Source organism: Nocardia sp. NPDC052112 (genome assembly GCF_040680135.1).
GTDB lineage: Bacteria > Actinomycetota > Actinomycetes > Mycobacteriales > Mycobacteriaceae > Nocardia.
This window is the reverse complement of the sequence record NZ_JBFAWD010000003.1, coordinates 426,464-453,194: the sequence shown is the minus strand read 5'-3', so window position 1 is coordinate 453,194 and position 26,731 is coordinate 426,464. Positions and strand designations below refer to the sequence as shown.

Sequence of the window (26,731 nt, the reverse complement as noted above, 5' to 3'; positions counted from 1 at the left end):
GTGAGGGGGGTGGTCAGGCGGTGGCGAGGGCGGGGGTGCGTGGCTTGATGAATTCCTTGACCGCGGTGACGCAGAGGGCGGCGACGGCGGTACCCGCGACGAGGGCGGCGAGGAACCAGACGATGTGGCCGACGGCGAAGAAGACGAAGATGCCGCCGTGCGGTGCGCTGAGGGTGGTCCCGGTGGCCATGATCAGCGCACCGGTGACCGCGCCACCGGCCATCATCGAGGGGATGACGCGCAGCGGGTCGGCGGCGGCGAAGGGGATCGCACCTTCGGAGATGAAGGATGCACCGAGCAGCCATGCGGCCTTACCGTTTTCGCGTTCTGCCGTGGTGAACAGCCGGGGGCGCAGGACGGTGGTCAATGCCATGGCCAGCGGCGGGACCATGCCCGCGGCCATGACGGCGGCCATGATGCGCAGCGAGGCCGGATCGGTGACCGACAGTCCGGCTACGGCGAAGGAATATGCGGCCTTGTTGACCGGACCGCCGAGGTCGAAGCACATCATCAGGCCGAGAATGGCGCCGAGCGCGAGGGCGGAGGTGCCGGACAGGCTGTTGAGCCAGTTGGTGAGTCCGCTGGTGATCGCGGCGAGCGGTTTGCCGAGGAAGATGAACATCAACGCGCCGACTATCAGCGAGGCGAACAGCGGGATGACCACGACCGGCATGAGTCCGCGCGCCCATTGCGGGGCAGGCAGTTTCGCCACCCACAGTGCGGCGAATCCGGCAACGAGACCGCCGACGAGTCCGCCGAGGAATCCGGCACCGACGAAAACGGCCACGGCGCCGGCAGTGAATCCTGGTGCGAGACCTGGACGGTCGGCGATGGCGAAGGCGATATATCCGGCGAGCGCCGGTACCAGGAAGCCGAATGCGAGCGAGCCCAGTTGGAACAGCACCGCGCCGAGATAAGTCGGCAGGCCGCCGTCGGGAAGCGCCGTGAGCGAATTGTCGAGGACGATCTTCTTGGCGTGGTCGGCGATTTCGTAGCCGCCGAAGAGAAATCCGAGCGCGATGAGCAGGCCGCCCGCGGCGACGAACGGGATCATATAGCTGACGCCGGTGAGCAGGATCTGGCGCAGCCGGGTGCCCCAGCCGAGTGCCGCCGGTGCCGAATCGCCCTCGGAGCGTGCGGACCCCGCGACGGTCGCCGCTGTTGGGTCGAGGGCGGCGCGCAGCGCATCGGCAATCATCGTGTCGGGCTCGTTGATCGCGCGCTTGACCCCGGACTCCACCACCGGCTTGCCCGCGAACCGTTCCCGACCGCGCACCCCCACATCGGTGGCGAAGATAACCGCACCGGCGGCGGCAATGGTTTCGGCGCTCAGCGGGGTGCTGCCGCTGGAACCTTGGGTCTCCACGTGCACCGTGACGCCCGCACGGTTACCGGCGGCGACGAGCGAGTCAGCGGCCATGTACGTGTGGGCGATGCCCGTCGGACAGGCTGTGACGGCGACTATCGTCTGCCCGACTACTGCGCGTGTCTCGTCTGCTGAAGTGCTATCGGGCGTAGCTGAAATGCTGTCGGGAGCGGGTGCAACGCTGGGCGCAGGCGAAACGTTCTCGGGCGCAGGTGTTGTCGCACCGCGAGATACCCCCGCCGGTGCCGGAGCGATCGCGCCGTTCGAAGCGGCTGCTGGCGTGGTAGTGCTGTTCGTAGTCACTGCGGACGCGGGTACACCGCCACTCGCAGCGGTCGCGCCGGTACCGTTCGAACCAGCTCGCGACCCACCCGCCGCACTCGAAACAACCTCGGGTGCAGACGAATCAGCCGTCACGGCAGGCGTCTGCGTAACCACATCTGTGACCAGCGAAACCACTTCATCAGCGTTCGCAGCCCCCCGCAACGACCCGACGAACTCCGGCCGAACAAGCGCCCGAGCCAGACTCGACAACAACTTCATATGCTCGGCCCCAGCACCTTCCGGCGCGGCAATGAGGAAGACCAGATCCGCAGGCCCGTCAGCAGCACCGAAATCCACTGCGGGCTCCAGCCGAGCGAACCCGAGCGACGCGCTGGTCACGGCCGCGTTCCGGCAGTGCGGAATCGCGATCCCACCGGGCAGCCCGGTCGCGGACTGTGATTCGCGCGCCAGTGCCGCATCACGCAATGCCTCGGCAGAGGTGGCGCGCCCATTGTCGGTCAGTCGCTGGGCGAGGGCGGCTATCACCGTTTCCTTGGCGCTGCCGAGGTCGGTATCGAGGCTGATCAGCTCGGTGGTGATGATCGAACCGGGGGAAGTGGTCGGGTGGGCCATCGCAGTGTCCTTCAGCGACTGTGCAGGGTTTCCAACGCCGTGACGGCCACGGCGCGGGGGTCGGTGTGGTGCGGGCCGGGCAGCCCGGTCCCCGGCAGCGCGGCGGCGGCGCTGCCGTAGGCGACGGCGCGGCGCAGCCGATTCGGTGCGTCCAGCCCATCGAGATCGGCGAGTAGGTATCCGGCCAACGCGGAATCGCCCGCACCCACGGTGCTGCGCGGGGTGATGGCGGGCGCGGCGGCATGCCACGCACCGTCCGCGGTGACCAGTACGGCTCCGGCCGCGCCGAGCGTCGCGAGCACGGCATCGACGCCGCGCGCGACCAATGTGCTCGCCGCACGCGCCGCGGCGACGGGGTCTTCCAACTCGGCCGGGTCGCCGTGGGTCAGCTGGGCCAGTTCCTCGGCATTCGGCTTGAGTAGTTGCGGTGCAGCCGATTCCAGCTCGGCGGCCAGTGCGAGCAGAGGTGCGTCGGAGGTGTCGACCGCGATCCGGACGCCGCGCAGCCGGTGCAGCAGATATGCGTACCAGTCCGTGGGGACGGCGGGCGGCAACGAGCCGGACAGTACCACCCAGCTCGCCTTGTCGGCGAGTTCATCGAGTTGATTCGCCAGTGCGGCAAGGCATTCGGCCGACAGCGACGATCCGGGTTCATTGATCTTCGTGGTGGTGCCGTCGCGTTCGGCGACGGTGAGATTGGTGCGGGCCGGGGTGGGGCACGGCACCGGACGGTGCGCGATGTCGGCATCGGTGAGCATGCGCAACAGGGGGTCACCGTCGTTGCCGGGGAGTACCGCGATGGTCTCGACTCCGGCGGCGGCGATCACCCGAGACACATTGACCCCCTTGCCGCCGGGCTGCGACAGCACGGTCTCGGCGCGGTGTACCGCGCCGCGCCGCAATGGATCCGGCAGGTTGACGGTGCGGTCGATACTCGGATTCGCGGTGAGCGTGACGATCATGCCGTGACCACCTCGATGCCGTACTCGGTGAGTTCGTTGTGTACCGACGGCAGCAGCCCGGTATCGGTGACCAACACGTCGAACTCCTCGACCGAACCGAAGCTCAGCAGATCCTCGCGCCCGATCTTGGTGGCGTCGGCGACCACTACGACCCGGTGGGCACTGGCGATCATGGCGCGCTTCACCGCCGCCTCGTCGGGGTCGGGGGTGGACAGCCCGTGGCCGATGGTCAGCGCATTGGTCCCGATGAATGCCACGTCGACCCGGAGCTCGCCGAGCACCCGCAGCGCCTCCGCGCCGACTGCGGCCTGCGTGACACCCCGCACCCGACCGCCGATCAGATGCAGCCGCACCCCGGCGAGTCCACTGAGCCGTGCGGCAATGGGCACCGAGTTCGTCACGGCGACCAGTTCGCGGTCGGTGGGTAGGGCGGCGGCCATCCGCGCGGTGGTGGTCCCGGCATCGAACAGCACGCTGCCGCCGGCCGGCGGCAGATAGTCCAGGGCCGCCTTGGCAATGCGGTCCTTCTCGGCGGCACGTGTGTGTTCGCGCTCGGTGGTGCCGAGTTCGATCGCGGTGAGGGCTGCCGCGGGCACCGCACCGCCGTGCACCCGGCGGATCAGTCCCATGCGATCGAGCACCGCCAGATCCCGCCGCACGGTTTCGGTGGTGACCCCGTACTGCTCGGACAGATCGGCGACCGATACGCGCCCGCGTTGCCCGACCAGGGCGGCGATGGCCTGCTGGCGCTCCTCTGCGTACATCCGATCCTCCGATTGACAATGTGTGTTTATGTTGTTTTATGCCCGTCTATGTTGCTTTGTCAAGAGATTTGAGTAGTCTGGATCACATCGAGCCGAGCTGAGTAATCGGTCGCACTCACTCGACATCGGCGTGGAGGAGGAATCGAATGTCCGGATCACCGCAGGCCACCGGCACCGTTCGGGTAGCACGCAGTGCCATGACATTGCGCGGCACCCCGGCGGTGCCGGGAATCGCCGCCGCGCCCGCGGTGCGCCCGGCGGTCCGGATCCGCGTGGACCTGAGTTCCGAGCCGGTCGCCGAGCCCGATCGGGCATCGCAATACGAAGCCTTCCTTGCCGCGACGTCGGTGGTCGCGAGGCGCTTGCGGGAGCGCGCCACCCGCGCGAGCGGTGCGGCCGCGGAGGTGCTGGTCGCGAATGCCGCCATGGCCGCCGATCGCGGCTGGCTCGGCGCCGCCGAGAAATTGATCGCCGCGGGCAGTCCCGCCGCCGTCGCGGCGACCGCGGCCACCGATCAGTTCGCCGAGGTGTTCACCAAGCTCGGTGGTTTGATGGCCGAGCGCGTCACCGATCTCCGTGATATCTGCGACCGGGTGGTCGCCGAGCTGGCCGGAGCGCCCGAACCGGGCATTCCCACGCCCGCGCGGCCATCGATTCTGCTCGCCGATGACCTGGCTCCCGCCGATACCGCCGGATTGGATCCGAATCTCATTGTCGGCCTCGCCACTTCGCGCGGTGGTCCGACGAGCCACACCGCGATCATCGCCCGGCAACTCGGCATCCCGTGTGTGGTCGCGATCGCCGGACTCGACGGTGTGCCAGCCGGAATCGACGTGCTGATCGATGGCGCGACCGGACAGGTCGCCATCGGTCCGGACCCGAAAACCGCCGCCCGCGCGGTGGCCGAGTACCGCACCCAGGAATCGCGCACGGCCGCCTGGACCGGTCCGGGTGCGACCGCGGACGGGCATCGGGTCGAGATTCTCGCCAATGTCCAGGACGCCGCCGGCGCCCGCGCGACCCGCGCACAACCGGCCGAGGGCATCGGCCTGTTTCGCACCGAATTATGTTTCCTGGATCGTGAATCCGAGCCGAGCGTCGCCGAACAGGCGGGCATCTACCGCGAGGTCTTCGACGCCTATGCCGGGTCGAAGGTGGTGATCCGCACCCTCGATGCCGGTTCGGACAAGCCGCTGCGCTTCGCCGACCACGCCGACGAAGCGAACCCGGCGCTCGGCGTGCGCGGCATCCGCGTCGCCGCGCACGACAACGGAATCCTGGACCGCCAACTCGACGCGATCGCCGAGGCCGCCACCGGCCGCACCCCCACACCGTGGGTCATGGCCCCGATGATTTCCACTGCGGCCGAGGCGAAGTCGTTCGCGGCCGAGGTGCGGGCGCGCGGACTGGTCCCGGGCGTCATGATCGAGGTCCCCGCAGCCGCCCTCCTGGCCGAAGCCATTCTGGAACACGTCGACTTCCTCTCGATCGGCACCAACGATCTCGCCCAATACACCATGGCCGCCGACCGCATGTCCGCCGACCTCGCCGCACTCACCGACCCCTGGCAACCCGCGGTCCTGGCACTGGTCGCCCGCACCGCGGCGGCCGGTGCGAGCGCGGACAAACCTGTCGGCGTCTGCGGTGAAGCCGCCGCCGACCCGCTCTTGGCCTGCGTCCTCACCGGATTCGGCATCGGCTCGCTCTCCGCCGCCGGTGCCGCGGTGGCCGCCGTCGGCGCTGCCCTGGCCTCGGTCACGCACGAAGACTGCCGCCGCGCCGCGGCCGCGGTCCTGTCGACCTCCGATCCGGACAGCGCCCGCGCTGCCGCCCGCGCCGCGCTCCGGTCCGCCGGATGATCGACGGTTGCGTCCCGATTGCTGTATGTGCCACTTGATGATCCAGCAAACTCGAGCGAAACGGTCGGGGGCGTTGCGGCGATCTGGTGAGTATGGCCACCGACACCATGAATCTCGCCGAGCGACGTCACGCGATCCGTCGACTCGTCGCGGTCTGTCACGTAGTAAATCGGCTGGTAGAGCTAGCCGAGACGGAATCATCCGAACCATTGATCGCGCAGGCGCACACCACGCGCCGGGTGCTCCAGGATCTGGTGCTCGACCTGGTGGCGACCGAGCCGCGAAATCCGGTTTGAGCCGGAAACAGCAGCGCCGCAGTAAAAGTTAGCTCGCAGACGCGCATGAGCGCCCTCTAGCCGACTACGCCATGCTGCGACCGGGGACCGGGCAGGCATCGGCCGCCTCGGCCACCACCTGTGGTTCGCTCGACGCCGCCGGACGTTCCCCGCGCTCCCAGCCCGCGCCCGTCACGGGTTCGATCGCGGCCAGCGCGACGAGCTCATCATCACCGAAAACCCTGCCACGACTGAGGAATCGAAACCCTTCCGGCGATTCCAGACTGAAGCCCGAGCCGCGACCCGGCACGACGTCGAGCACGAGCTGGGTGTGCTGCCAGGCGGCGAACTGCGGTCCCGAGATCCATACCGGCGCAATATCGTCCGGCTCCGGCGCGGTAGCCGGCAACTCATCGACCAGCAACCGCAGATCGAGCAATCCGAGCAGCACGTCGTGATCGCCGACGATGAATTCGCCTGCGGGATAACACATCGGGGCCGATCCGTCGCAGCAACCACCGGACTGGTGCAGCATCAGTGGCCCGTGCAGCCCGCGGAGGCGACGGAGCAGCTCCATCGCCGCCGCGGTGGCGCGCACGCGCCGGGGGACCGCGGCCATCAGAAGAAGCCTTGCGCCTTCGACGCATAGCCGACCAGCAGGTTCTTCGTCTGCTGATAGTGGTCGAGCATCATGCGATGGTTCTCGCGGCCGATGCCGGACTGCTTGTAGCCGCCGAATGCCGCATGCGCCGGGTACTGGTGGTAGGTGTTGGTCCATACCCGACCGGCCTGGATATCGCGTCCGGCCCGGTAGGCCACCGAACCGTCGCGTGACCATACGCCGGCGCCGAGTCCGTACAGGGTGTCATTGGCGATCTTGATGGCTTCGTCGTAATCCGCGAACGAGGTCACCGAGACAACGGGTCCGAAGATCTCCTCCTGGAAGATCCGCATCGAATTGCTGCCCGCGAAAACCGTTGGCTGCACATAGTATCCGCCGGACAGATCGCCGCCGAGGTCGGCGCGCTCGCCGCCGGTGAGCAGCGTCGCGCCCTCACCCTTGCCGATTTCGAGGTAGGACAGGATCTTCTCGAGCTGATCATTGCTGGCCTGCGCGCCGATCATGGTTTCGGTATCGAGCGGATCGCCCTGCCGCACCGCCTTGGTGCGCACCACGGCCGCGGCGAGGAATTCGTCGTAGATATCGGCCTGGATGAGCGCGCGTGACGGGCAGGTGCAGACCTCACCCTGATTCAGCGCGAACATGGTGAAGCCTTCGAGCGCCTTGTCCTGGAAGTCGTCATTGGCGGCGAGGACATCGCTGAAGAAGATATTCGGGCTTTTACCACCGAGTTCCAGCGTGACCGGAATCAGATTCTGCGAGGCGTACTGCATGATCAGGCGACCGGTGGTGGTCTCACCGGTGAAGGCGATCTTCTTGATCCGCGGGCTGGAGGCCAGCGGCTTTCCCGCCTCGACGCCGAAGCCGTTGACAATATTGACCACACCGGGCGGCAGCAGATCGCCGATCAGACCGATCAGGAACATGATCGATGCGGGGGTCTGCTCGGCTGGCTTGAGCACGACCGCGTTTCCGGCGGCGAGTGCGGGTGCGAGCTTCCAGGTGGCCATGAGAATCGGGAAGTTCCACGGGATGATCTGGCCGACCACGCCGAGTGGCTCGTGGAAGTGGTAGGCGACGGTATCCGCGTCGATCTGCGACAGCGAACCCTCTTGTGCCCGAATGGCACCGGCGAAGTAGCGGAAGTGGTCGATGGCCAGCGGGATATCGGCGGCCAGGGTTTCCCGGATCGGCTTGCCGTTGTCCCAAGCCTCCGCGAGGGCGATCGCATCCAGGTTCTCCTCGATGCGGTCGGCGATCTTGTTCAGGATCACGGCGCGTTCAGCAGGCGAGGTCTTGCCCCAGGCGGGTGCGGCGGCGTGCGCGGCATCGAGGGCGAGTTCGATGTCCTCCGCGGTACCACGCGCCACCTCGCAGAACGGCTGACCCGTTACGGGAGTTGGATTTTCGAAGTACTGCCCCTTGACGGGCGCGACCCATTCGCCACCGATCCAGTTGTCGTATCGGGTCTGGAACGACATGGCGGCGCCGGGTGTGCCCGGGCGGGCGAAGACGGTCATCGAATGCTCCTCGATTTGCTGAACGTCAGGTGTGATCCGGAACACTAGAAGTGGCCATGTTGCACCACGGTTGCAAGAAACTGGTCAGATGCCCAATTTGCGATCGAGTAGCTGTAATTGCGTCTTCACCTGGGCATACAGCGAGGACTGCCGGTCCAGGGCGGAGAGATAGGCAGACCAGGCCGCAATGTCCTCGCGGCCGTCCACCGAACCGGTCCAGCGGGCGAGCAGGCGGCGATCACCGGCGGCCAACAGGGCCGCGCGTAGGCGTCCGCGCAACTCGACGCGCAATTCATCGATGCCCGGTGCGAGCGATCGGGGCAGGATCGGACCGGGATAGCTGCGCAGCGCCGCCGATGTATCGCCGCGCGCCAGTGCACGTCGGACCTCGTCGACATCGGTATCGAGATCCATCAGGAGCCGATAGGGGCGCGAGCCAAGACCATTGGCGCCCAACATCTTTCGCACCCGCGACATTTCCGCGCGCACCGTGACCGGATCCAGCTCGGCTTCGTCGAGCAGCATGGCGAGATGGTCGGCGCTCAGTCCCTCCGGGAAATTGGTCAGCAGCAACAGGATTTCGGCATGGCGCTGCGATAGGCGGATGCGCTCACCATCGCGGATCAGAGTCGGCCGCGCGGGGCCGAGCACCTCTAGGCGGGCCGTCGTCGCCGCGAGCGGTTTCGGTGCGTCGAGCATGAGCAGCCGCAGTTCGGACTCCGCGGCCGACACCGTCGCACGGATCAGTGCCAACACCTCCGGCGCCGCGACGCGCGGTCCGCCGGTGATATCGATGGCGCCGATGATCCGGCCACTGCGCGGATCATGGACGGGCGCAGCGGTACAACTCCAATCGTGCACGACGCGACTGAAGTGTTCGGCCCCGAAGATCTGCACATGATGATCGAGGGCGAGCGCGGTGCCGGGGGCATTGGTGCCGACCCGACCCTCACTCCAGTCCGCGCCCTCGACGAAATTCATCGCCAGCGCCCGGTCCTTGACCTTCGAATCGCCCTCGACCCACAGCAGTCGGCCCTCGGCGTCGCTGATCGCGACGAGCAGTCCGGCCTCGGCGGCATCCTCGACGAGCAGTTTGCGCACCACCGGTCGGATCAGCGCGGTCGGATGTGTGGCCCGATACCGTTGCAGTTCAAGGCCATCGAGGTCGATGCCGGCGCCGAAGCGGTCCGGGTCGACGCCGCTGCTGCGGCTGCGCCGCCAGGAATCCAGCACCACCGGGCGCACCGGATCGGTCGGCAGCCGCTCGCCCTCGATAAAGCTGCGATGCGCACAGGACACCTGTCGCGCCAATTGCGCGAGGTCGTCGTCCGGTCGTACGGCCACCCAGGGGTTGCCGTGCGCTGCTGTGCTCAATCGGTGTCCTTCGTGTCGGCCCCTATCCACTGTAATGCCGGTCACACCTCCGATGGGCCAGGGGCGCGGTATCGCACAGCCATTCCACTGCTGAGCGGTCCACTCGGCACGCGCGCACCGGGCAGCCGTCGTAGGCTGACTCTGCTCTGCGCGAGCGGCTCGGATGCGCCTGCTTTCGCGCACCATGCTCATCGCTTCTGCTCAACGACTGGAGTCACGTCTCTTGACCACGCCAGAGTCGGCAACCACCACTCGCGCCCGCCCTGTCCCGCACGGCTCGCCGATTGATACCAACGGCCCCCGAATCTCGCTCTACTCAGCGGAATTCGCCGCGAACCCGCACGAGGCGTACCGCGAGATGCGGAAGAGATATGGTTCGCTGGTGCCGGTGGAGTTGGCTCCCGGCGTACCCGCGACTCTGGTGATCGGCTACTACACCGCGCTGCGGATCCTCAACGATCCCGACCATTTTCCGCACGATTCGCGAAGCTGGCAGCAAGGTGTACCCGAGGACTGCCCGGTGCGGCCGATGCTCGAATGGCGTCCGGCGGCAATTCGTTCCGCCGGCCTCGAGCACACCCGCTACCGGGAGGCGACCGTTGCGGGTCTCGGTGTCATCGACCTGTTCGCTCTGCATACCACCGTCGAGCGCATCGCCACTCCGCTGATCAACACCTTCTGTCAGGAAGGTGCGGCGGATCTGGTCGGGCAGTACGCATTGCCGCTGGCATTCACGGTGATCAACGCGATGCTCGGCTGCCCGCAGGAGATCAGCCAGCGTGCCGCGGCCGGTATGGCCGCCCTGATGGAGGGCGGGGACGCCGCCGTCGAGGGCAACAAGATGGTCATGGACGCGATGTTCGAGCTGATCCAGCTCAAGCGCGACCAGCCGGGCGACGATATCGTCACCGGATTGCTCGCCCACCACTCGAAGCTCGATGATCCGGAGATGATCCACCAGGTGCTCAGCCTGTTCGGCGCGGGTATGGAACCGACTCAGAATCTGATCGTCAATACGCTGCGACTGATGCTGACCGACACCCGGTTCGGCGGCGGCATACTCGGCGGCACCATGACCACGCGCGACGCGTTGGACGAGGTGCTGTTCACCGATCCGCCGCTATCGAACTACTGCATCACCTTCCCGAAGCAGCCGATCCTGATCGAGGGCGCGTGGCTGCCCGCGCACCAGCCTGTCGTCATCAGCATGACCGGCAGTAATAACGATCCCGCCATCACCACCGGCGAGTACACCGACAATAGCTCCCACCTGGCCTGGAGCGTCGGCCCGCACGCCTGCCCCGCCCGCTCGATCGCGAGCCTGATCGCACAGGACGCGATCGATCAACTGCTGGATGCCCTACCGGAAATGCGGCTGGCCGTCCCCGTCGAAGAACTGGAATGGCGACCGGGACCGTTCCACCGCGCCCTGGCCGCCCTGCCCGTCATCTTCCCCGAATCCCCTCCGCTGCAAGTCTTCTGACCCATTCCGGGGTGTATCGAGGAGCGCGGCGCTGTTGGGATGCGCTACTACTTCTGAATCGGCGACCGGGCGCGTAGCATTTGCCCTAGCTGGACTAACGTCCATTCGGCTGGGTTCGACGCGCCCGGACCCGTGATTCGAGCTGTGGGCAGTGTGATGGCCGATCGAATACACGCGTTCTCCGATGATGTGCTGGCCGACCACGACGCCGTCGCCTTGGCGGCCATGGTGCGGTCGGGTGCGGTGAGTCCGAGGGAATTGGCCCGCGCGGCAATCGATCGTGCGGCACTGGTGGAGCCGCGGCTCAATGCCATCGCGTATTCGAGTGTCGAGCGGCCGCGATACGCGTCGGGGCGTACCGGTGCCTGGTACGGCATCCCGACGTTCGTCAAGGACAACGCCGATGTCGCGGGAATGCCGACCAACCAAGGCAGTGCGGCATTTCTGGCCCGTCCGGCCGCTCGTGACGACGCCTACACCGCGCAGTTCCTCAGCACCGGCGTGACGGTACTGGGGAAGTCGCGGATGCCGGAATTCGGTCTGAATCCGACAACCGAATTCCAAGCCGCCGAGCCGACCAGGAATCCGTGGAATCCGCAGTATTCGATCGGCGGATCCTCCGGCGGCTCGGCCGCGATGGTCGCGGCCGGTGTCGTGCCGGTTGCCCACGGCAACGACGGCGGGGGATCGTTGCGGATTCCGGCCGCCTGCGCCGGACTGGTCGCGCTGAAGCCGAGCCGATATCGGCACCTGGACAACGCCCAGGCCAAGCAACTGCCGATAAGACTCGTCTCCGAGGGCGTGTTGACCAGGACGGTGCGCGATACCGCCGCGTATACCGCTGCCGCCGAACGGTATTGGCGGAATCGGGATCTCGTGCCGATCGGCGAAGTACACGGTCCGGCCGACCGTCGCCTGCGCATCGGACTGCTGACGACCGCGGGAACCGGCGCCGAACCCGATGCCGAAACGCGCGGCGCGGTCGAATTGGCGGCCGAACTGCTCGAACGCTTCGGACATCACGTCGAGCCGATGGCCGTACCCTTCCCACACCGCCTCGCCGATGACTTTCTGTTGTACTGGGCATCGCTGGCCCATATGGAGGCACTCGGCGGCAAGGTCCTGCACGGCAGGTCATTCGATCGCCATGCACTCGACGATCTCACCCGTGGTCTCGGCCGATACCACCGCAAGCGCATCCTCGACACACCGGCCGCGCTCTACCGGCTGAGCCGGGCGAACCGGATCTATGCCGAGATATTCACGCGGTACGAGGTCGTGCTTTCGCCGGTGGTCACCCATGTGGCGCCGCCGCTGGGTTATCTCGATCCCAAGGTGCCCGCCGAGGAGTTGATCAAGCGGTTGCGGACGTATGTGGGCTTCACCCCGATCGCGAATGTGACCGGGGCGCCCGCTATTTCGATGCCGATGCGCATCGGGTCCAGCGGTGTCCCGATCGGCGTCATGTGCAGCGCGGCCTATGGTGACGAGCGCACATTGCTGGAGATCGGGTACCTACTGGAAGCGGAGAATCCGTTGCCACGGATCAATGCGGAGTCCACCACGCACGGCTGATCGCATTCAGACGCCGAGTTCCGCGGCCGCCAGGGCGGTCCCTTCGATGCGGGCCCGGACCTTGGCGAAGGCGGTCTCACGGGAGGTGGAGGTGTCGTCGGCGAATGGTGAGAAGCCGCAGTCGTCGCAGGTGCCGAGACGATCGACGGGCAGGTAGCGGGCGGCGTCGAGGACGCGGTCGCGGACCTGCTCCGGGGTTTCGACCCGCGGGTCGATGGGGTCGGTGACGCCGACGAAGATGCGGGCATCGGCGGGCAGGTATTCGGCGATGAGGGCGAGGATCTTGTCGGGGTCCGACTCGCTGGCGAGCTGCACGTAGAACGCACCGACCTGGAGCTGCAACAGTTTCGGCAGCAGCGCGGTGTAGTCGATATCGAGACTGTGGGTGGAGTCCTGATCGCCGCCGGGGCAGGTGTGCACGCCGATGCGGGCGCGTTCGGCATCCGAAAAGCGTTCCAGCACCGAGTTGTTCAGTGCGATGAAACTATCGAGGACGCCACCGCTCGGATCGAGCTTGAGCGAGAGTCGGCCCTCGGTGAAATCCAACTGTACCGAGTGCGCGCCCGCGTCGAGGCAGCCGCGGATATCCTTTTCGGCTTCGTCGGCCAGATCGGCCAGGAATGCCTCGCGGGGATAGCCCTCGATGCCATCGGCCGGATAGAGCAGGCTCAGTGCCGACGGCGCGATCACCGCCTGCTTCACCGGAACCTGTGAATGTTGTTGCGCCGCACGCAGATACTGCTCGGCGTAGGTCTGGTAGCGGAAGGGTCCCGCGGTGAGCCTGGGCAATTGCCGCTGATGTCCATCGGCGAAGGGGATCACCGCACCGTCGGGTGCCAGTGCGGCCAGTCCGGTGAGGGGATAGGTGGCGAAACTCGGTTTGGTCTGCTCACCGTCGCTGACGACCGGAGAGCCGAGGGCGGACAGTTCGTCGATGGTTTCGGCGACCGCGCGGGCCTGGAGTGCGGCGAGTGCGGGCGCGTCCAGTTCGCCGGAGTCGTGGGCGGCCATGGCGGCCAGCAGGTCGGAGGAACGAGGAATGCTGCCGATGGGCTCGGTGGGAATGCTCACGGCGCGAGTGTAGGTGGATCGGCGATGTGAAAAATCCGAATTGATTGCTTCGGTTGGGAATCGCCGAATAAGACCTGGCGAGAGTCGGGTTCGGATGTTTCGATCAGGACATGACCGATGACAGCGAGGTGCCACGCATTGTTTCCGCCAGCCGAGAGATCGCGGCGGGGGCTGATGAAATCTTCGAGTTGATCGCCGATCCCGCGCAGCAGCCGCGGTGGGACGGCAACGACAACCTGGCCGAGGCCCCGGCGGGTCAGCGCGTCCAGGCGGTCGGCGATATCTTCGCCATGACGACTACCAGGGGTCATATCCGGGAGAACCACATCGTGGAATTCGAAGAGGGCCGCCGGATCGCCTGGCTGCCCGCGGAACCGGCGAGCGAACCACCGGGCCACCTGTGGCGCTGGGAGCTCCAGCCGGTGGACGCAACACACACTCGGGTCACGCATACCTACGACTGGTCGCGATTGACCGACGAGAACCGGCTCCCACGCGCCCGCGCCACCACCACCGACAGACTGCAGGCATCCGTCGACCGACTCGCGGCCATCGCCGAAGGGTAGGCATTGCTGAACTTCGCTCGGCTCTGTGCCGAAATACCCAGGCAGACCGGCACGCTCGCAGCGCTCATCGAGGATGTCGATCCGACGCTCGCGGTGCCGGACTGCCCGGGATGGAATCTCGGACAGCTGCTGCGGCATATCGGCGGCTACCACCGTTGGATGGAGACCATTGTGCGCACTCGCGCCGCGGAACCGGTCTCGGATGCACAGTTCAACGATCTGTCCGGCCATTTCCGCGATCCGAGCGCGATCGTCCCATGGCTCATCGAAGGCGCCACCCGGCTGGCCCAAACGCTGTCGGCGGCCGGGCCCGAGACGACGGTCTGGACGCCGGGACCCGGTGGTACGACGGTCTTTTGGGCGCGGCGCGCCTTACACGAGGCGGTGGTGCACGGCTGGGACGCCGCCGCGGCGGCGAGGGCCGAACTCGATGTGTCGGAGGACATCATGGCCGACGGCTTCGAAGAGTGGCTGGAAGTCGCCGCGTCGCCCGAAGCCTATGAACCGCAAGCCGGTCAGCCTGGTTTGCTGGGCGCGGGGCGGCTGCTTTCGTTTCACGCGCCGAACCACAATTGGGTCGTGGATCTGACCGGTCCGGCCCCGATCTGGCGCAGCGCCGACGAACCGGCAGCCGTGACCGTGCGCAGTGCCCTCGCCGACCTGCTCCGGTTCGTCTATCACCGCCCGGCGCTCGACACCCTCGAAATAAGTGGCGACCGTGCCCTGCTCGACCTGTGGCGCGCGCGAACCGGCTTCTGGCTCACCGAGGACGGTGCGTGACACAGTTCGCCGATCGGTAGCCTCAGATGTGCGGGGCGGGCATAGTTTCGGCGGCCGGACATGCGATGACCAGGATCGCCTGCACCGCAGGCAATTGCCGCGGCATCTTAGTCGAGCGCGCGCGGAATTGTCGCGACGGGAATATGCTCGAAGTAGCTGGCTGGTAGTTGTAATCGGGGTCGTCGTGTCGCAAATCGATCCACTTTCCACCCAACGCGACCTGACCTCGGGGTTCGCGGCAGAGCTTGCCGCTGCCGGATTCACCGACGCCGCCGAGATCGGTCGCGGCGGATTCGGCATTGTCTATCGGTGTGCCCAGCCCGCACTCGAGCGCATGGTGGCGATCAAGGTGCTCACCGCCGATCTCGAATCGGAGAATCTCGAACGTTTCGTCCGCGAACAGCTCGCCATGGGCAAGCTGTCGGGGCATCCCAATATCGTCAGCGTCTTCGAGGTGGGTTCCACCGCGACCGGACGGCCCTACATCGTGATGCCGTACCACCCGCACGGTTCACTGGATACCCGCGTCCAGGAGCACGGACCGATCGGCTGGCAGGACGCACTGCATATCGGGGTGAAAATGGCGGGTGCGCTGGAGACCGCGCATCGGCGCGGGCTGCTGCACCGCGATGTGAAACCAGGCAATATCCTGCTCACCGAATACGGTGAACCGCAGCTCGCCGATTTCGGTATCGCGCGGCTGGTCGGCGGCTTCGAGACGACCGCGGGCACGATCACCGGCTCACCCGCCTTCACCGCGCCCGAGGTGCTGCAGGGCCACGTCCCGGACGTGACCTCGGACATCTACAGTCTGGCCTCGACGCTGTTCTGCGCCAGCACCGGTCACGCGGTCTTCGAGCGACGCAACGGCGAGCAGTTGGTCGCCCAGTTCCTGCGCATCACCAAACAGCCGATACCGGATCTGGGCGAGGCGGGCCTGCCGCCGGATGTGACCGCCGCGATCGAAGGCGCGATGTCGCGCGAGCGCGCCGAACGGCCTGCCAGCGCAGCCGAATTCGGTGCACAACTGCGCGAGATACAGCAACGGCACGGACTGCCGCCCGACGATATGCCGATCCCGCTCCCCGCCGCCGAACCCGTCGGACATCGGCCGTCACCGACACCCACTTCCGGCCGCCGCCGCACCTCGGCGACGTCATCGACCATCACCCCACCCGTGCCCGCCACGCGCTTGCGGCCGCCGGTGGCCAACCGTCCACTGGTCGATCGTCAGCGCCTGATCACACTGCTGCGCGACGGCCGCAACCGCAGGCTCGCGGTCATCCACGGCCCCACCGGATTCGGCAAAACCACCCTCGCCGCTCAATGGTGTGCGGCGCTGACCACCGAGGGTATCGCGGTGGCCTGGCTGACCGTCGATCACGACGACAACAATGTCGTCTGGTTCCTCTCGCACCTGATCGAGGCCATCCGCGCCGCGCGCCCCTCGCTGGCACGCGAACTCGGCGAACTGCTCGAGGAGCACGGCGACGAATCCGAACGCTACGTGCTGACCTCGCTGATCAACGATATCGACCGGCGCGGTGAGGAACTCGTGGTCGTCATCGACGACTGGCACTGCGCCACCGATCCGGCCACCACCCGGGCATTGCGGTTCCTGCTCGAAGGCTGCAGTCCCACACTGCATCTGGTGATCACCAGCCGCAGTCAGGCGGGGCTGCCGATGAGTTCGATGCGGGCGCGCGACGAACTGGTCGAAATCAATCCCACCGCACTGCGTTTCGATATCGCGGAGGCGTATGCATTTCTGGTCGAGCTGGGCGGGCTGGAGTTGGATCGCGCCGACGTCGAGGATCTCACCGAATCCACCGAGGGCTGGGTCGCGGCACTGCAACTGGCGGCACTGTCATTGCGTGGCAGCGACGAACCCGGCGAGCTGATCAGCCACCTGACCGGTCGCCATCATGCCATCAGCGAGTTCCTGGTCGAGAACGTCCTGGACACCCTGGAACCCGGAATGCTCGACTTCATGGTGGCGACCTCGATCACGCCGCGGATCTGCGGTGAACTCGCCTCGACGCTTACCGGCGTATCGGATGGGCAGGCGATGCTCGAGCAGATCGAGCTGCAGGATTTGTTCCTGCGCAAGCTCGATGACGGACATTGGTTCCGCTATCACCACCTGTTCCAGGATTTCCTGCAGCAGCGGCTGGAACGTGATCGGCCCGAACGGATCACCGAATTGCACCGGGCGGCGTCGCGGTGGTTGGCCGAGCATCGATATGTCAGCGAGGCGGTCGATCATGCCCTGCTGGCCGGGGACGAGCAGCGCGCCATCGAGATCGTCGAACGGGATGGGATGTCACTGCTCGAATACGGGCAGTTCGCGAGTCTCATCGGCCTGATCAACAAGCTGCCCGCCACCGTCATCGAAACGCATCCGCGGCTGCAACTGGATCTGGCCTGGGCGAATATCCTGCTGCACCGGGCCGGACCGGCCGGACGCGCGCTGCGCCTCGCGGAATCGACCTTGGACCTCGGCGAACTCGATGAAGGCAGTACCGCGCGACTGCGTGCCGAGGCCGGTGTGGTGCGTGCGGTGGTCGCGGTGCGTGCGGATGCGCTGGCCGGAGTCGACGACATGCTGGCGCCCTGCTTTTTTCGGGCCGAGGAACTGTCACCGTATGTGGTGGCCATCGGCGCGAATGTCGCGACCTTCACCGCGGGCTATCGCTGCGACTTCGACGAGGCGCTGCGCATCCAGGAGTGGTCCGCGCCGTATATGCGCCAGAACAAGGGCTTCTACAACAATATTCACGGCCTGTGCTTCCTGGGGCTGGCCGCGAGCCTGCAACTCGATATCGCCAGGGCCGAGCAGTACTTCCGCAAGGCGATGAAGGTGGCCAAGCAATCGGGCGGCAGCCATTCCTACGGCGCGCGGTTGGCCGGATCCCTGCTCGGCGAATTGCTGTATGAGCGTGGGGAAGTCGCCGAGGCGGAGCGGCTGCTCGATGAGGGCTACAAGCTGGGGCCCGAGGCGGGTGTCGTCGATTTCAAATTGGCGCGCTATGTCGTCGGGGCCCGCATCAAGGCACTGCGCGGCGATCGCGCGGCCGCGATTCGCCGACTGAACGAGGGTGCGCGCGTTGCGCGCTCGATGTCTTTGCCGCGACTGGGTGCCGAAGTGGAAAACGAGCGGCTGCGACTGGGACTGCCACCGCATCCGGAGTTCGGTTCGCTGCCCGTCGTCGAATACCGAAATCGCCGTGAGCCGGTCGACCCGATCGACGAATTCACCGTCCTGTATGAGGAATTCACCGCGATCCGGCTGCTGCTCGCCGCGGAAACGCCGGAAAAGATCGAACTCGCCTGCAGTTGGGCCCAGGAATGGGTGGATCTGCTCGAATCCGTCGAGCGGCCGCGGGAATTGCTGAAGGCACGCCGGTTGCTGATCGCCTGCCTCGCCGCCGCCGGTCGCACCGATGCGGCCAAGACCTTACTGGCGACGGTGACCGCCCAGTGCGCGGAACTCGGCTCGGTGCGCTATCTGCTGGACGGGGGACCCTACGTCGTCGCCACACTCGCGGCCGTGCACGCAGATCAGCTCGCCGGACGCTGGCGTCCCGAATGGCCCGACGTGCCAACGGAATTCCTGCTCGCATTGGTCAATGCCCATGCGACGCAACTGATCTGACGTGTCAACGGCAAAGTAGTTCGGTGATCTGTTCGGCGGGCATGGGGCGGTGGAAAAGCCAGCCCTGTGCGGTATCGCAGCCCAGCGATTCGAGCCGATCGGCCTGATATCGAGTTTCGACGCATTCGGCGGTGAGGGTGAAGCCGAGGGCATGGGTGAGTTCGATAATGGCTTCGAGCACCAGCAGGTCGGTGGCGCCGGGGGATTCCGGGGTGCGGATGCAGCGGATGAACGGGCCCGCGAGTTTGACGACATCGAGTGGCAGCTGGCCCAGGTAGGCGAGATTGGAGTAGCCGGTGCCGAAATCGTCGATGGCGATGCGGACTCCGGCTTCGGACAGCGTGCGCAATGCTTGCAGTGGACGACCGGTGGTATGTGTGAACGCGCGCTCGGTCAGTTCGAGTTGTAGCCGATCCGGTGCGATGCCGGTCTCGGCGATGACGTCCTGTACCCGATCCAGCCAGGTGGGATCGGCGACCTCGGCGGCGGAGACATTGACGCTCACGATCGGCGTATGGTCCGGAAACCGGTCGTACCAGTCCCGGCTGTCGCGGCAGGCGCGTTCGAGTACCTGCGCACCCAATGCGCCGATGTGACCGTTGTCCTCGGCGAGGTCGACGAATTGTGCCGGGGCGAGGACGCCGAGGTCCGGATGCCGCCAGCGCACCAGGGCCTCCACCGCGATCATCCGCTGGTCGGCGAGGGCGACGATGGGCTGATAGTCCAGGAATAGTTCATCGCGGAGCAGGGCGGCGGGCATGGCCGCCGAGAGTTCGGCGCGGGTGTGTTCGCGGCGGCCGCGATCGGCGTCGAAGACCGCGTAGCGGCCGCGCCCCGCGGTCTTGGCCCGGTACATGGTGGTGTCGGCGGCCTGGAGGAGTTCATCGGCGGTGGTGTGCTCGGTGCGTCCCTCCATGACACCGATGCTCGCGGTGACGGTGAGGTGGTGGCCGTCGATATCGAACGGCCGGGTGAATGCCTCGAGTATTCGCTTGGCGATCGCGGCAACGGTTTCCCGGGATTGCGGGACCAGGAAGACGAACTCGTCGCCGCCCATGCGCGCGACCAATTGGCCGGGTTGGGCGCGGGCGCGCAGCCGGGCGCCGGCCTGGATGAGCAGTTGGTCGCCGAATGCGTGCCCGAAGGTGTCGTTGACGAGTTTGAAGTGGTCGAGGTCGATATAGCAGAGGCCGAAGTCGGCGCTCGGATCGGCGAAGGCGGTGGCGAGCGCGTCGATGAACTTCGTCCGATTCGGCAGGCCGGTCAGGTGATCGTGGTGGGCGCGATATCGCAACCGTGCCTCACTCGCGCGCAACTGTTCGGCGACGGCGCGTCGGGCGGCGATTTCGGCGGCGCGGACGCTCTCCTGTTCGGCGAGCAGCCACGCTCGGAATGCGCGGAGATATCCATTCGCGAAGGCGGCCAGCAGGTCGCCCAATCGGTCGGCCGAGACGGTGCCCGCAGCGGTGAAATGCGCGCTGAGTAGCGCGATGCTGCGTCCCAGCGCCTCGTCGCCGACGAAATGCGACCGCGCCAACTCCGCGCCCAACTCGGCCACCCGATCGGCGGATTCTGTTGTCTGGGTAGCGGTTTCGAACTCTCGAGTCAGCCGCGTCAGCAGCATATGCGCCTCGCTCGCACTCATCGGAACCACATGATCTCGCGCCCCACCTGTCAGCGCGGCAGTCCAGCGTCCGGCCAGGTCGCCGCGCGAGCCGTCTCCTGTAACGGGCCCGGCTTCCCAGCCCATGAAACCTGATCTTAGACGGGTTGAGAAGCGCGCGCGAAGCACGGCGGGGTGGGGAGGTCTGGGATACGATGGCGGCGATTTCGCCGGTGTGGGGGTGATCGAAATATGGGCGGTACGAGAGGTTTTCATGACCAGACCGAGTTGGGCTCCCGAGGGTATAGATCTGGATCGGCCGAGTGCGTCCAGGGTGTACGACTACTTCGTCGGCGGTATGCACAATTTCGAGATCGATCGACAGTTGGCCCGGCAGATCGAGGCGTTCACGCCGAATGTCGCCGAGACCATGCGGGCGAATCGGGACCTGTTGCGGCGGTGTGTGCGGTTCCTCGTCGATGCCGGGATCAGTCAGTTCCTCGATATCGGGTCCGGGATTCCGACCGTCGGCAATGTGCACGAGGTCGCGCACGGGCGTGATGCGGCGGCGCGGGTGGTCTATGTCGACATCGATCCGGTCGCGGTGGCGCACAGTCGCGCCATCCTCGACGGCGATCCGCGCACGGCGGTGGTCCAGGCCGATATCGGCCGACCGGATGCGATCCTGGCGGACCCCGAGGTGGCGAAGCTGATCGATTTCGACCAGCCGGTCGCGGTGCTACTGCTCGGCGTGCTGCATTTCCTCGCCGACGATGCCGATCCGCTCGGATGTGTTGCCGCCCTGCGGGATGCGGTCGGTCCGGGCAGCTTCCTCGCGATCACCCACGCCACCTCCGATGGACAGCCGACCGAAGTGCTGGAGGCGCAGCAACTCTCCGGCCGTACCTCGACCGAGATCGTGCTGCGGTCCAGGGACGAGATCGCCGCATACTTCGACGGCTGGTCGCTGGTCGAACCCGGTCTGGTGCAGCTGCCGCTGTGGCGGCCCGACAATCCGGACGATATCCATTCCGCGCCCGAGGAGTCCGGTGCCTACGGCGGTGTGGCCCGCAGGATCTGATCTCTGACCTGGCCGGGGCCCGTCAGTCGAGGATTTTGCCTGGATTGAGCAGGCCGAGCGGGTCCAGCGCGCGTTTGATTGCCGTCATCATCTCCACCGCCGAACCGTGTTCGGCACGCAGGTACTGCTTCTTGGCCAGGCCGATACCGTGCTCGCCGGATGCGGTGCCACCGACCGAGAGGGCGTGGCGGACAACCTGATCGGAGAAGCGTCGCGCTCGCTCGACAGTGTCTTCGGTAAAGGGCACGACCACGTGCACATTGCCGTCACCGATATGTCCGGCGATGGCGACATCCAACCCCAGTTGCGCGGCAAGCCCTTCGGCCGTTGCCACCGCATCGGCGATTCGGGAGTACGGCACCGCGGTATCGGTGACCAGGAACTGGTGACCAGGATGGCGTGCCTTGAGCGCGAAGAACAGCGTGTGCCGATCCTCCCATAGCTGCTGTCGTGCGGTATATGACTGTGCCACAGCGGTTTCCATGGCACCATTGGCATCTGCGAAATCGCCGATGTCGCGCTGATCCGATGCCGCAGCTGCGGCGGAGCTGGCCGCGATATCGAGGAACAGTGTCGGTCCCATCGGATGTCGGGTGCCGCGGTAGGCATTGATCGCCGCCATACTGGGGGCGTCGACGAGTTCCAGTCGACTCACCGGTAGCGCCGATCCCAGCATCGCCACCGCTGCCGCCACCGCATGCTCGACACTGGGGAACGAAATCCGCAGTGACCGTTGCCATTCCGGAATCGGATGCAGTCGCACGGTGAGTTCGGTGATGATACCGAGCGTGCCCGCCGATCCGATGATCAGATCCTTCAGGTCGTAACCGCTGCTGGACTTGCGCACCGGCCGTCCCAGTCTGGTCACCGTGTCATCGGCGAAAACCACCTGCATGGCAAGGACATTCGTACGCATCCCACCGTAACGGACGCTGGTGGTACCGCTGGCATTGGTGGCGGCCATGCCACCGAGGCTGGCATCGGCACCGGGATCGACGGTGAACTGCAAGCCGAATTCGGCCGCCGCGGCGTTGAGTCCGGTGCGGGTGACACCGGGCTGTACGGTCGCGGTGAAGTCGGTGGGGGAGATGTCGAGGATCGCGTCCAGCCCGGACAGATCCAGCACCACTTCGTCGCCGCGGGACAGCAGATGCCCCTCCAGGCTGGTGCCCGCACCGCGGGCGATGATCGGGGTGCGGGTATGCCTGGCCCACTCGACGGTGGCGAGCACATCGTCGAGGCTGGTCGCGTGCACGACGCCGAGCGGGCGGCGCCCGGTGCGACCGGTCTCGTCGACGGTGTGGTGCTCGAGCACCGCCGCGCGCGCATCGATGCGGTCGGTGAGCGCCGTCATGAGCGTTCCAGAATCGAGGTGACCAGCATGGTGTGGTCGTCGAAGGAATGCGTGATGGTCCAACCCAATTCGGTGAAGGCCGCCTCGTACTCCTCCTTCGTCCACAGCCGCACACCTGTGATGGTGTGGTAGATCTCGTAGGTCGGTGAGAACCACGGCTGCCCGGACCACTGCGGCGCTTCCAGCAGGTAGCCGTCGCCGATGACGAACCGGCGCAGATTCGGGAACCAGCGCATCCACTCCCGCAGTACGGCCGCGATACTGCCGCCGTCGCTGGCGAGTTGGTGCAGTAGGAAGAACGACATGGCGGTGGTTACCGCGTCGCGGTCGACGGCGGCGAGCCACGTGGGTTCGGTCGCCTCGGGCTGTACCGAGCCGGACAGGACCGTGATCCGCTCGGCCAGTCCGGCCTCGCGCACTTCGGCGGCAGCGGTGGCGATTACCTCGGCTTCGATATCGATACCGACGAAGCGCTCCTCGGGAGCCAGGGCCGCGAGCGCGAGCACGCGACCGGCGCCCGCGCAGCCCAGGTCGACGGTGCACCCGGGACCCGCCGTGGCAATGGCCTTTCCGATGCCGCGGAGGATTTCCGGGCGGCGTCGGGAGATATCGGTGCAGCCGCGCGATACCTCGCCCGGTTCGGTGGCCGCCGGGATGTACGGTTGATCGGCGCAGGCGGCGAGCTGGCGAAAGGTCGGCTCCCAGCCACGCGTCGAGACCCGAATGAAGCCGCGGCTCTTGGCGATATCGTGCCCTGTATGCGTGAGCTGATAGCGGTGTCCGCGCTGGTTGAGGAATCCGGCGCGGACCAGACCGTCGGTGACGGCATGCTGGATACCGCTGGTTGGTGCGATCGAATCGCCGTTCAACAGCGTTGCCCACCAACCCCAATCATCGGCGGCGACGACCAGTTGTGCGGCGGTCTGACCTTCGATGACATCTCGTACGGTGAGTCCGGGTCCGGCGTTTTGATGGAAGAAGGCGACGGTGGTCGTTGCGGCGGTCATAACGGATCCTCCTGATATACGGGCTAATCGGCGACGGCGATGGCCTGGATTTCGATGAGCAGCCCCTCGATGGGCAGCGTGGTGACGGTGGTGGTGCGGGCCGGTGCGTCGGCGCCGAAGAAGGCCGCGAAGGCGGCGTTCCACTGCGGAAACCATTGGCGGTCCGCGAGATAGCAGTCGAGTTTGAGTGTGCGCGCGCGTGAGCTGCCCGCTTCGATGAGCGCTTTGTCGAGTTGGTCCAGGACGGATTCGACCTGGGCGGTGAAAGTGGTAGCGGTCGGCGTCATGGTCGTCGGGTCGATGGCGGCGATTCCGGAGGTGAAGACCAGACCGGAGCCGCGGCGAGCGGCGGGGAAGGGCACGTTCATGATTCGGCCCCGAAGGGTTCCGCGCGAACCAGTCGGGTGGCGTCGAGCCGGTCGATGGTTGCCGCGCCCGCCAGGGTCATGAGTATGCGGAGTTCTTCGGTGAGCAGTTCGAGCACCCGGCTCACTCCGGCCGCACCGGCGGCGGCCAGCCCGTAGAGCGCTGATCGTCCGATCACCACCGCGGTCGCGCCGAGCGCCAGTGCGAGGAAAATATCGCTGCCGGTGCGTATTCCGCTGTCGAAGAGGATCGGCAGGTTCGGGCCGACCGCGGCCCGGATACCGGGTAGCACGGTCAGGCTGGCAGGCGCCGGATCGACCTGGCGACCACCATGGTTGGAGACGATGATCGCGCAAGCGCCCGCGGCGATGGCGCGTTCGGCCGCCTCCGGAGTCAGCACACCCTTGGCGATCCACGGCAGCCGGAACTGCTTCGCCGCCTGGGTGAGATCTTGCCAATTCCAGGCTGTCGCACCATGTTTGAGCAACTGCCCGAAGACCTCCGCGACACCCGGCGCGCCATCGCGACCGGTGAGGTTCCCTGCGAAATGCCGCATATCCGGATCGAATCGGTTGCCCATATTGCGGGTGCGGTAGCCGCCGATGGGGCAGTCGACCGTGACACAGAGCGCGGAATATCCGGCCCGGCGAATGCGATCGGCGACGGCGGGCGTGTGCGCGAACGGATGGAACTGGGCGATCGCGGCGGCATCCGGCGCTGCGGATCTCACCTGCTCGTAGGAGTAGCTGCCCGCCTCGGGCACGATCGACACGGTGCCGTGCCGCTGCGCGGCGCGCGCGACCGCCAGATGTCCGTCGGGGTGGAACATCGCATCACCCCCGAATGGTGCCGTGAGAATGGGGGTTTCGAGCATCATCTCGAGCAGTTCGGTGCGGGTGGATGGATTCGCCACCCCGCTCATCGGCTCCGGCAGAATCCGCCAGTGGCCGAAGGCCGCACGGTTGTCACGCAGCGTGACCTCCTGTCCCGCACCGCCTTCCACGAAATCGAATACCTCGCGGGGTAGCGCGTCGCGTGCGGCGTGATGGATCTCGTCCAGCGTCCCGAAATCGACTCTGGTCGGGTACATGCTGTCGAGTTGCATGGTCATGCGGCGGCGCCTTCCTGGGTCGGGGCAAGGGAGTGACGGCGGCCGTAGCCGAAGTAGACGGCCGCGCCCAGCGCGCTCCAGACGGCGAAGCGCACCCAGGTCAGACTTTCGAATGTGGTCGCGAGCCAGATACATCCGGCGATGGCCGCGATCGGTACCAGTGGCATGAGCGGCACCCGGAACGGGCGCGACCGGTCGGGATCGGTGCGGCGCAGAATCACCACACCCAGCGCGACCACGACGAAGGCGAACAGCGCACCGATATTCACCAACTCGGCCACGGTGCCGATCGGCAGCAACGCCGCGACCACGGCGATGCCGGCGCCGAGCAGGAGACTCAATCGTACCGGCGCACCCCGATGGCTGGTTCGGCACAGCGCTCGCGGCAGCAATCCGTCGCGGCTCATTGCGAAGATCAGCCGAGTCTGGCCGTAGCACAGCATCAGCAGGCCCTTGGTCAGTGCGATCACCGACGCCACCAAGATCACCTTGCCGATCCAGCCCGCGCCGATCGCCGCGAGCGCCGTCGCGACCGGTGCGGCGTTGTTCAGGGTGGGGTAGGGGGCGACGCCGGTGAGTACGGCGCTGACCGCCACGTACAGGCCGGTGGCGAGCACGACGGAGCCGATGATGCCCCACGGCAGATCCCGTGCCGGATTGCGGGTTTCCTCCGCCGAGGTGGCGACGATATCGAAGCCGAGGTAGGCGAAGAATGCCAGTGCCGCACCCGCGGCTATGCCATTGACGCCGAACGGCATGAACGGTGTCCAATTGGTCGTGCTGATATGTGGTGCACCGATGACGATCACCACCATCAGTACGGTGATCGTCACCGCCACCAGTGTTTTTACGACGGCGGCGGTAAGTTTGACGTCGAATATCAGCACGCCGATTATGGCGGCGGTGACGAGCAATGCGGGCAGATTGATGACACCACCGTCGGCCGGGCCCGAAGTTATTTCTGGTGGAAGCGTCACACCGAAAAGGGAATCCAGCATCGCGGTAAACAGTCCGGACCAGCCGATCGCGACCGCGGCGCCGGCGACCGCGTATTCCAGCAGTAGATTCCAGCCGACCAGGAATGCGGGCGATTCGCCGAGTGTCGCCCTGGTGTAGGTGTACGCACTGCCGGAAATCGGTGTCATGGCGGCGAGTTCGCTGTAGCACAGCGCGACGAGCACGCAGATCACTCCGGCCAGCACGAACGAGAGCATGATGGCGGGACCCGCCTTGGTTGCCGCGGCGACGCCGGTGGTGACGAAGATGCCCGCGCCGACGATGGCGCCCACACCCATGGCCACCAGATCGAAGCGGCCGAGTGTGCGTTTGAGCGTTCGGTCGGTCGCGGTGTCGCGCTGTAATGCGAATCCGATCGATCGGCGGAATGCGGCTCGGCGAAGCTGGGTCGGTGCGGCCATATCAACGGTCCGTTCACTATTC

General features: G+C 66.6%; 21 protein-coding genes. 8 read left to right on the top strand and 13 right to left on the bottom strand.

Translation table 11 applies throughout. From position 1 onward, the window contains the following. Window positions 1-13: 13 nt before the first annotated feature. Genes AB0L58_RS08135 through AB0L58_RS08125 form a run of 3 tightly spaced genes read right to left on the bottom strand, consistent with a single transcriptional unit; the run spans window position 14 to window position 3,989 of the window. On the bottom strand, window positions 14-2,263 hold the full coding sequence (locus tag AB0L58_RS08135) for a fructose-specific PTS transporter subunit EIIC (protein ID WP_364383036.1): 2,250 nt from the start codon (window positions 2,261-2,263) through the stop codon (window positions 14-16). Window positions 2,264-2,274: 11 nt separating this feature from the next. Continuing rightward, a complete protein-coding gene (pfkB, locus tag AB0L58_RS08130; RefSeq protein WP_364383033.1) occupies window positions 2,275-3,225 on the bottom strand; it encodes a 1-phosphofructokinase in 951 nt (316 codons plus the stop codon). Continuing rightward, window positions 3,222-3,989 (bottom strand): DeoR/GlpR family DNA-binding transcription regulator, encoded by a 768-nt coding sequence (locus tag AB0L58_RS08125; protein WP_364383030.1) that lies wholly within the window; start codon window positions 3,987-3,989, stop codon window positions 3,222-3,224. The genes pfkB and AB0L58_RS08125 overlap by 4 nt, the downstream gene beginning before the upstream one ends. Window positions 3,990-4,135: 146 nt before the next feature. On the opposite strand from AB0L58_RS08125, the gene AB0L58_RS08120 reads away from it, so the two are divergent. Together AB0L58_RS08120 and AB0L58_RS08115 are read left to right on the top strand one after the other, a co-directional pair. Beyond that, window positions 4,136-5,848, top strand: coding sequence for a putative PEP-binding protein (locus tag AB0L58_RS08120; protein ID WP_364383027.1), 1,713 nt, complete (start codon window positions 4,136-4,138; stop codon window positions 5,846-5,848). A gap of 86 nt (window positions 5,849-5,934) precedes the next feature. After that, window positions 5,935-6,144: a hypothetical protein gene (locus AB0L58_RS08115; protein WP_364383024.1), complete on the top strand. Its 210-nt coding sequence runs from the start codon at window positions 5,935-5,937 to the stop codon at window positions 6,142-6,144. A gap of 64 nt (window positions 6,145-6,208) precedes the next feature. Here AB0L58_RS08115 and AB0L58_RS08110 read toward each other — a convergent pair whose 3' ends face one another. From AB0L58_RS08110 to AB0L58_RS08100, 3 genes are all read right to left on the bottom strand, one after another. After that, window positions 6,209-6,742 carry a DUF779 domain-containing protein gene (locus AB0L58_RS08110; protein ID WP_364383021.1) on the bottom strand — a complete coding sequence of 178 codons (534 nt, stop codon included), beginning with the start codon at window positions 6,740-6,742 and terminating at the stop codon, window positions 6,209-6,211. Then, the gene (adh, locus tag AB0L58_RS08105) at window positions 6,742-8,265 is read right to left on the bottom strand and encodes an aldehyde dehydrogenase (RefSeq protein ID WP_364383018.1); all 1,524 of its coding nucleotides are present in this window, start codon (window positions 8,263-8,265) and stop codon (window positions 6,742-6,744) included. Before adh ends, AB0L58_RS08110 begins: the two co-directional genes overlap by 1 nt. A gap of 84 nt (window positions 8,266-8,349) precedes the next feature. Next, a complete protein-coding gene (locus AB0L58_RS08100; protein WP_364383015.1) occupies window positions 8,350-9,639 on the bottom strand; it encodes a transcriptional regulator in 1,290 nt (429 codons plus the stop codon). Window positions 9,640-9,997: 358 nt separating this feature from the next. Here AB0L58_RS08100 and AB0L58_RS08095 point away from each other — a divergent pair, with 358 nt between their 5' ends. Both AB0L58_RS08095 and AB0L58_RS08090 read left to right on the top strand, forming a co-directional pair. Next, window positions 9,998-11,122: a cytochrome P450 gene (locus tag AB0L58_RS08095; RefSeq protein ID WP_364383012.1), complete on the top strand. Its 1,125-nt coding sequence runs from the start codon at window positions 9,998-10,000 to the stop codon at window positions 11,120-11,122. Between the two features lie 156 nt (window positions 11,123-11,278). Next, complete coding sequence (locus tag AB0L58_RS08090) at window positions 11,279-12,697, top strand: amidase (RefSeq protein ID WP_364383009.1); 1,419 nt, start codon at window positions 11,279-11,281, stop codon at window positions 12,695-12,697. Window positions 12,698-12,703: 6 nt separating this feature from the next. Here the strand turns inward: AB0L58_RS08090 and AB0L58_RS08085 are convergent, their stop codons facing one another. Further along, window positions 12,704-13,768, bottom strand: a complete 1,065-nt coding sequence (locus tag AB0L58_RS08085) for a cobalamin-independent methionine synthase II family protein (protein ID WP_364383006.1) — start codon at window positions 13,766-13,768, stop codon at window positions 12,704-12,706. 110 nt (window positions 13,769-13,878) lie between these two features. Here AB0L58_RS08085 and AB0L58_RS08080 point away from each other — a divergent pair, with 110 nt between their 5' ends. From AB0L58_RS08080 to AB0L58_RS08070, 3 genes are all read left to right on the top strand, one after another. Then, window positions 13,879-14,334, top strand: a complete 456-nt coding sequence (locus AB0L58_RS08080) for an SRPBCC family protein (RefSeq protein ID WP_364383003.1) — start codon at window positions 13,879-13,881, stop codon at window positions 14,332-14,334. Between the two features lie 3 nt (window positions 14,335-14,337). Beyond that, entirely contained in the window at window positions 14,338-15,114 is a 777-nt protein-coding gene (locus AB0L58_RS08075; RefSeq protein ID WP_364383000.1) for a maleylpyruvate isomerase family mycothiol-dependent enzyme, read from the top strand. Window positions 15,115-15,298: 184 nt separating this feature from the next. Next, window positions 15,299-18,769, top strand: a complete 3,471-nt coding sequence (locus AB0L58_RS08070; RefSeq protein ID WP_364383206.1) for a protein kinase — start codon at window positions 15,299-15,301, stop codon at window positions 18,767-18,769. 4 nt (window positions 18,770-18,773) lie between these two features. Here the strand turns inward: AB0L58_RS08070 and AB0L58_RS08065 are convergent, their stop codons facing one another. Next, the gene (locus AB0L58_RS08065; protein WP_364382997.1) at window positions 18,774-20,519 is read right to left on the bottom strand and encodes an EAL domain-containing protein; all 1,746 of its coding nucleotides are present in this window, start codon (window positions 20,517-20,519) and stop codon (window positions 18,774-18,776) included. Between the two features lie 127 nt (window positions 20,520-20,646). Here AB0L58_RS08065 and AB0L58_RS08060 point away from each other — a divergent pair, with 127 nt between their 5' ends. Continuing rightward, window positions 20,647-21,453 (top strand): SAM-dependent methyltransferase, encoded by an 807-nt coding sequence (locus tag AB0L58_RS08060; protein ID WP_364382994.1) that lies wholly within the window; start codon window positions 20,647-20,649, stop codon window positions 21,451-21,453. 22 nt (window positions 21,454-21,475) lie between these two features. Here AB0L58_RS08060 and AB0L58_RS08055 read toward each other — a convergent pair whose 3' ends face one another. Genes AB0L58_RS08055 through AB0L58_RS08035 form a run of 5 tightly spaced genes read right to left on the bottom strand, consistent with a single transcriptional unit; the run spans window position 21,476 to window position 26,709 of the window. Beyond that, complete coding sequence (locus tag AB0L58_RS08055; RefSeq protein WP_364382991.1) at window positions 21,476-22,807, bottom strand: FAD-binding oxidoreductase; 1,332 nt, start codon at window positions 22,805-22,807, stop codon at window positions 21,476-21,478. Then, window positions 22,804-23,814, bottom strand: coding sequence for a class I SAM-dependent methyltransferase (locus AB0L58_RS08050; protein WP_364382987.1), 1,011 nt, complete (start codon window positions 23,812-23,814; stop codon window positions 22,804-22,806). Before AB0L58_RS08050 ends, AB0L58_RS08055 begins: the two co-directional genes overlap by 4 nt. Window positions 23,815-23,837: 23 nt before the next feature. Next, window positions 23,838-24,182 carry a RidA family protein gene (locus tag AB0L58_RS08045; RefSeq protein ID WP_364382984.1) on the bottom strand — a complete coding sequence of 115 codons (345 nt, stop codon included), beginning with the start codon at window positions 24,180-24,182 and terminating at the stop codon, window positions 23,838-23,840. Beyond that, on the bottom strand, window positions 24,179-25,291 hold the full coding sequence (locus AB0L58_RS08040) for an alpha-hydroxy acid oxidase (protein ID WP_364382981.1): 1,113 nt from the start codon (window positions 25,289-25,291) through the stop codon (window positions 24,179-24,181). The genes AB0L58_RS08045 and AB0L58_RS08040 overlap by 4 nt, the downstream gene beginning before the upstream one ends. Then, window positions 25,288-26,709: an amino acid permease gene (locus tag AB0L58_RS08035; RefSeq protein ID WP_364382978.1), complete on the bottom strand. Its 1,422-nt coding sequence runs from the start codon at window positions 26,707-26,709 to the stop codon at window positions 25,288-25,290. The genes AB0L58_RS08040 and AB0L58_RS08035 overlap by 4 nt, the downstream gene beginning before the upstream one ends. Window positions 26,710-26,731: the final 22 nt, after the last annotated feature.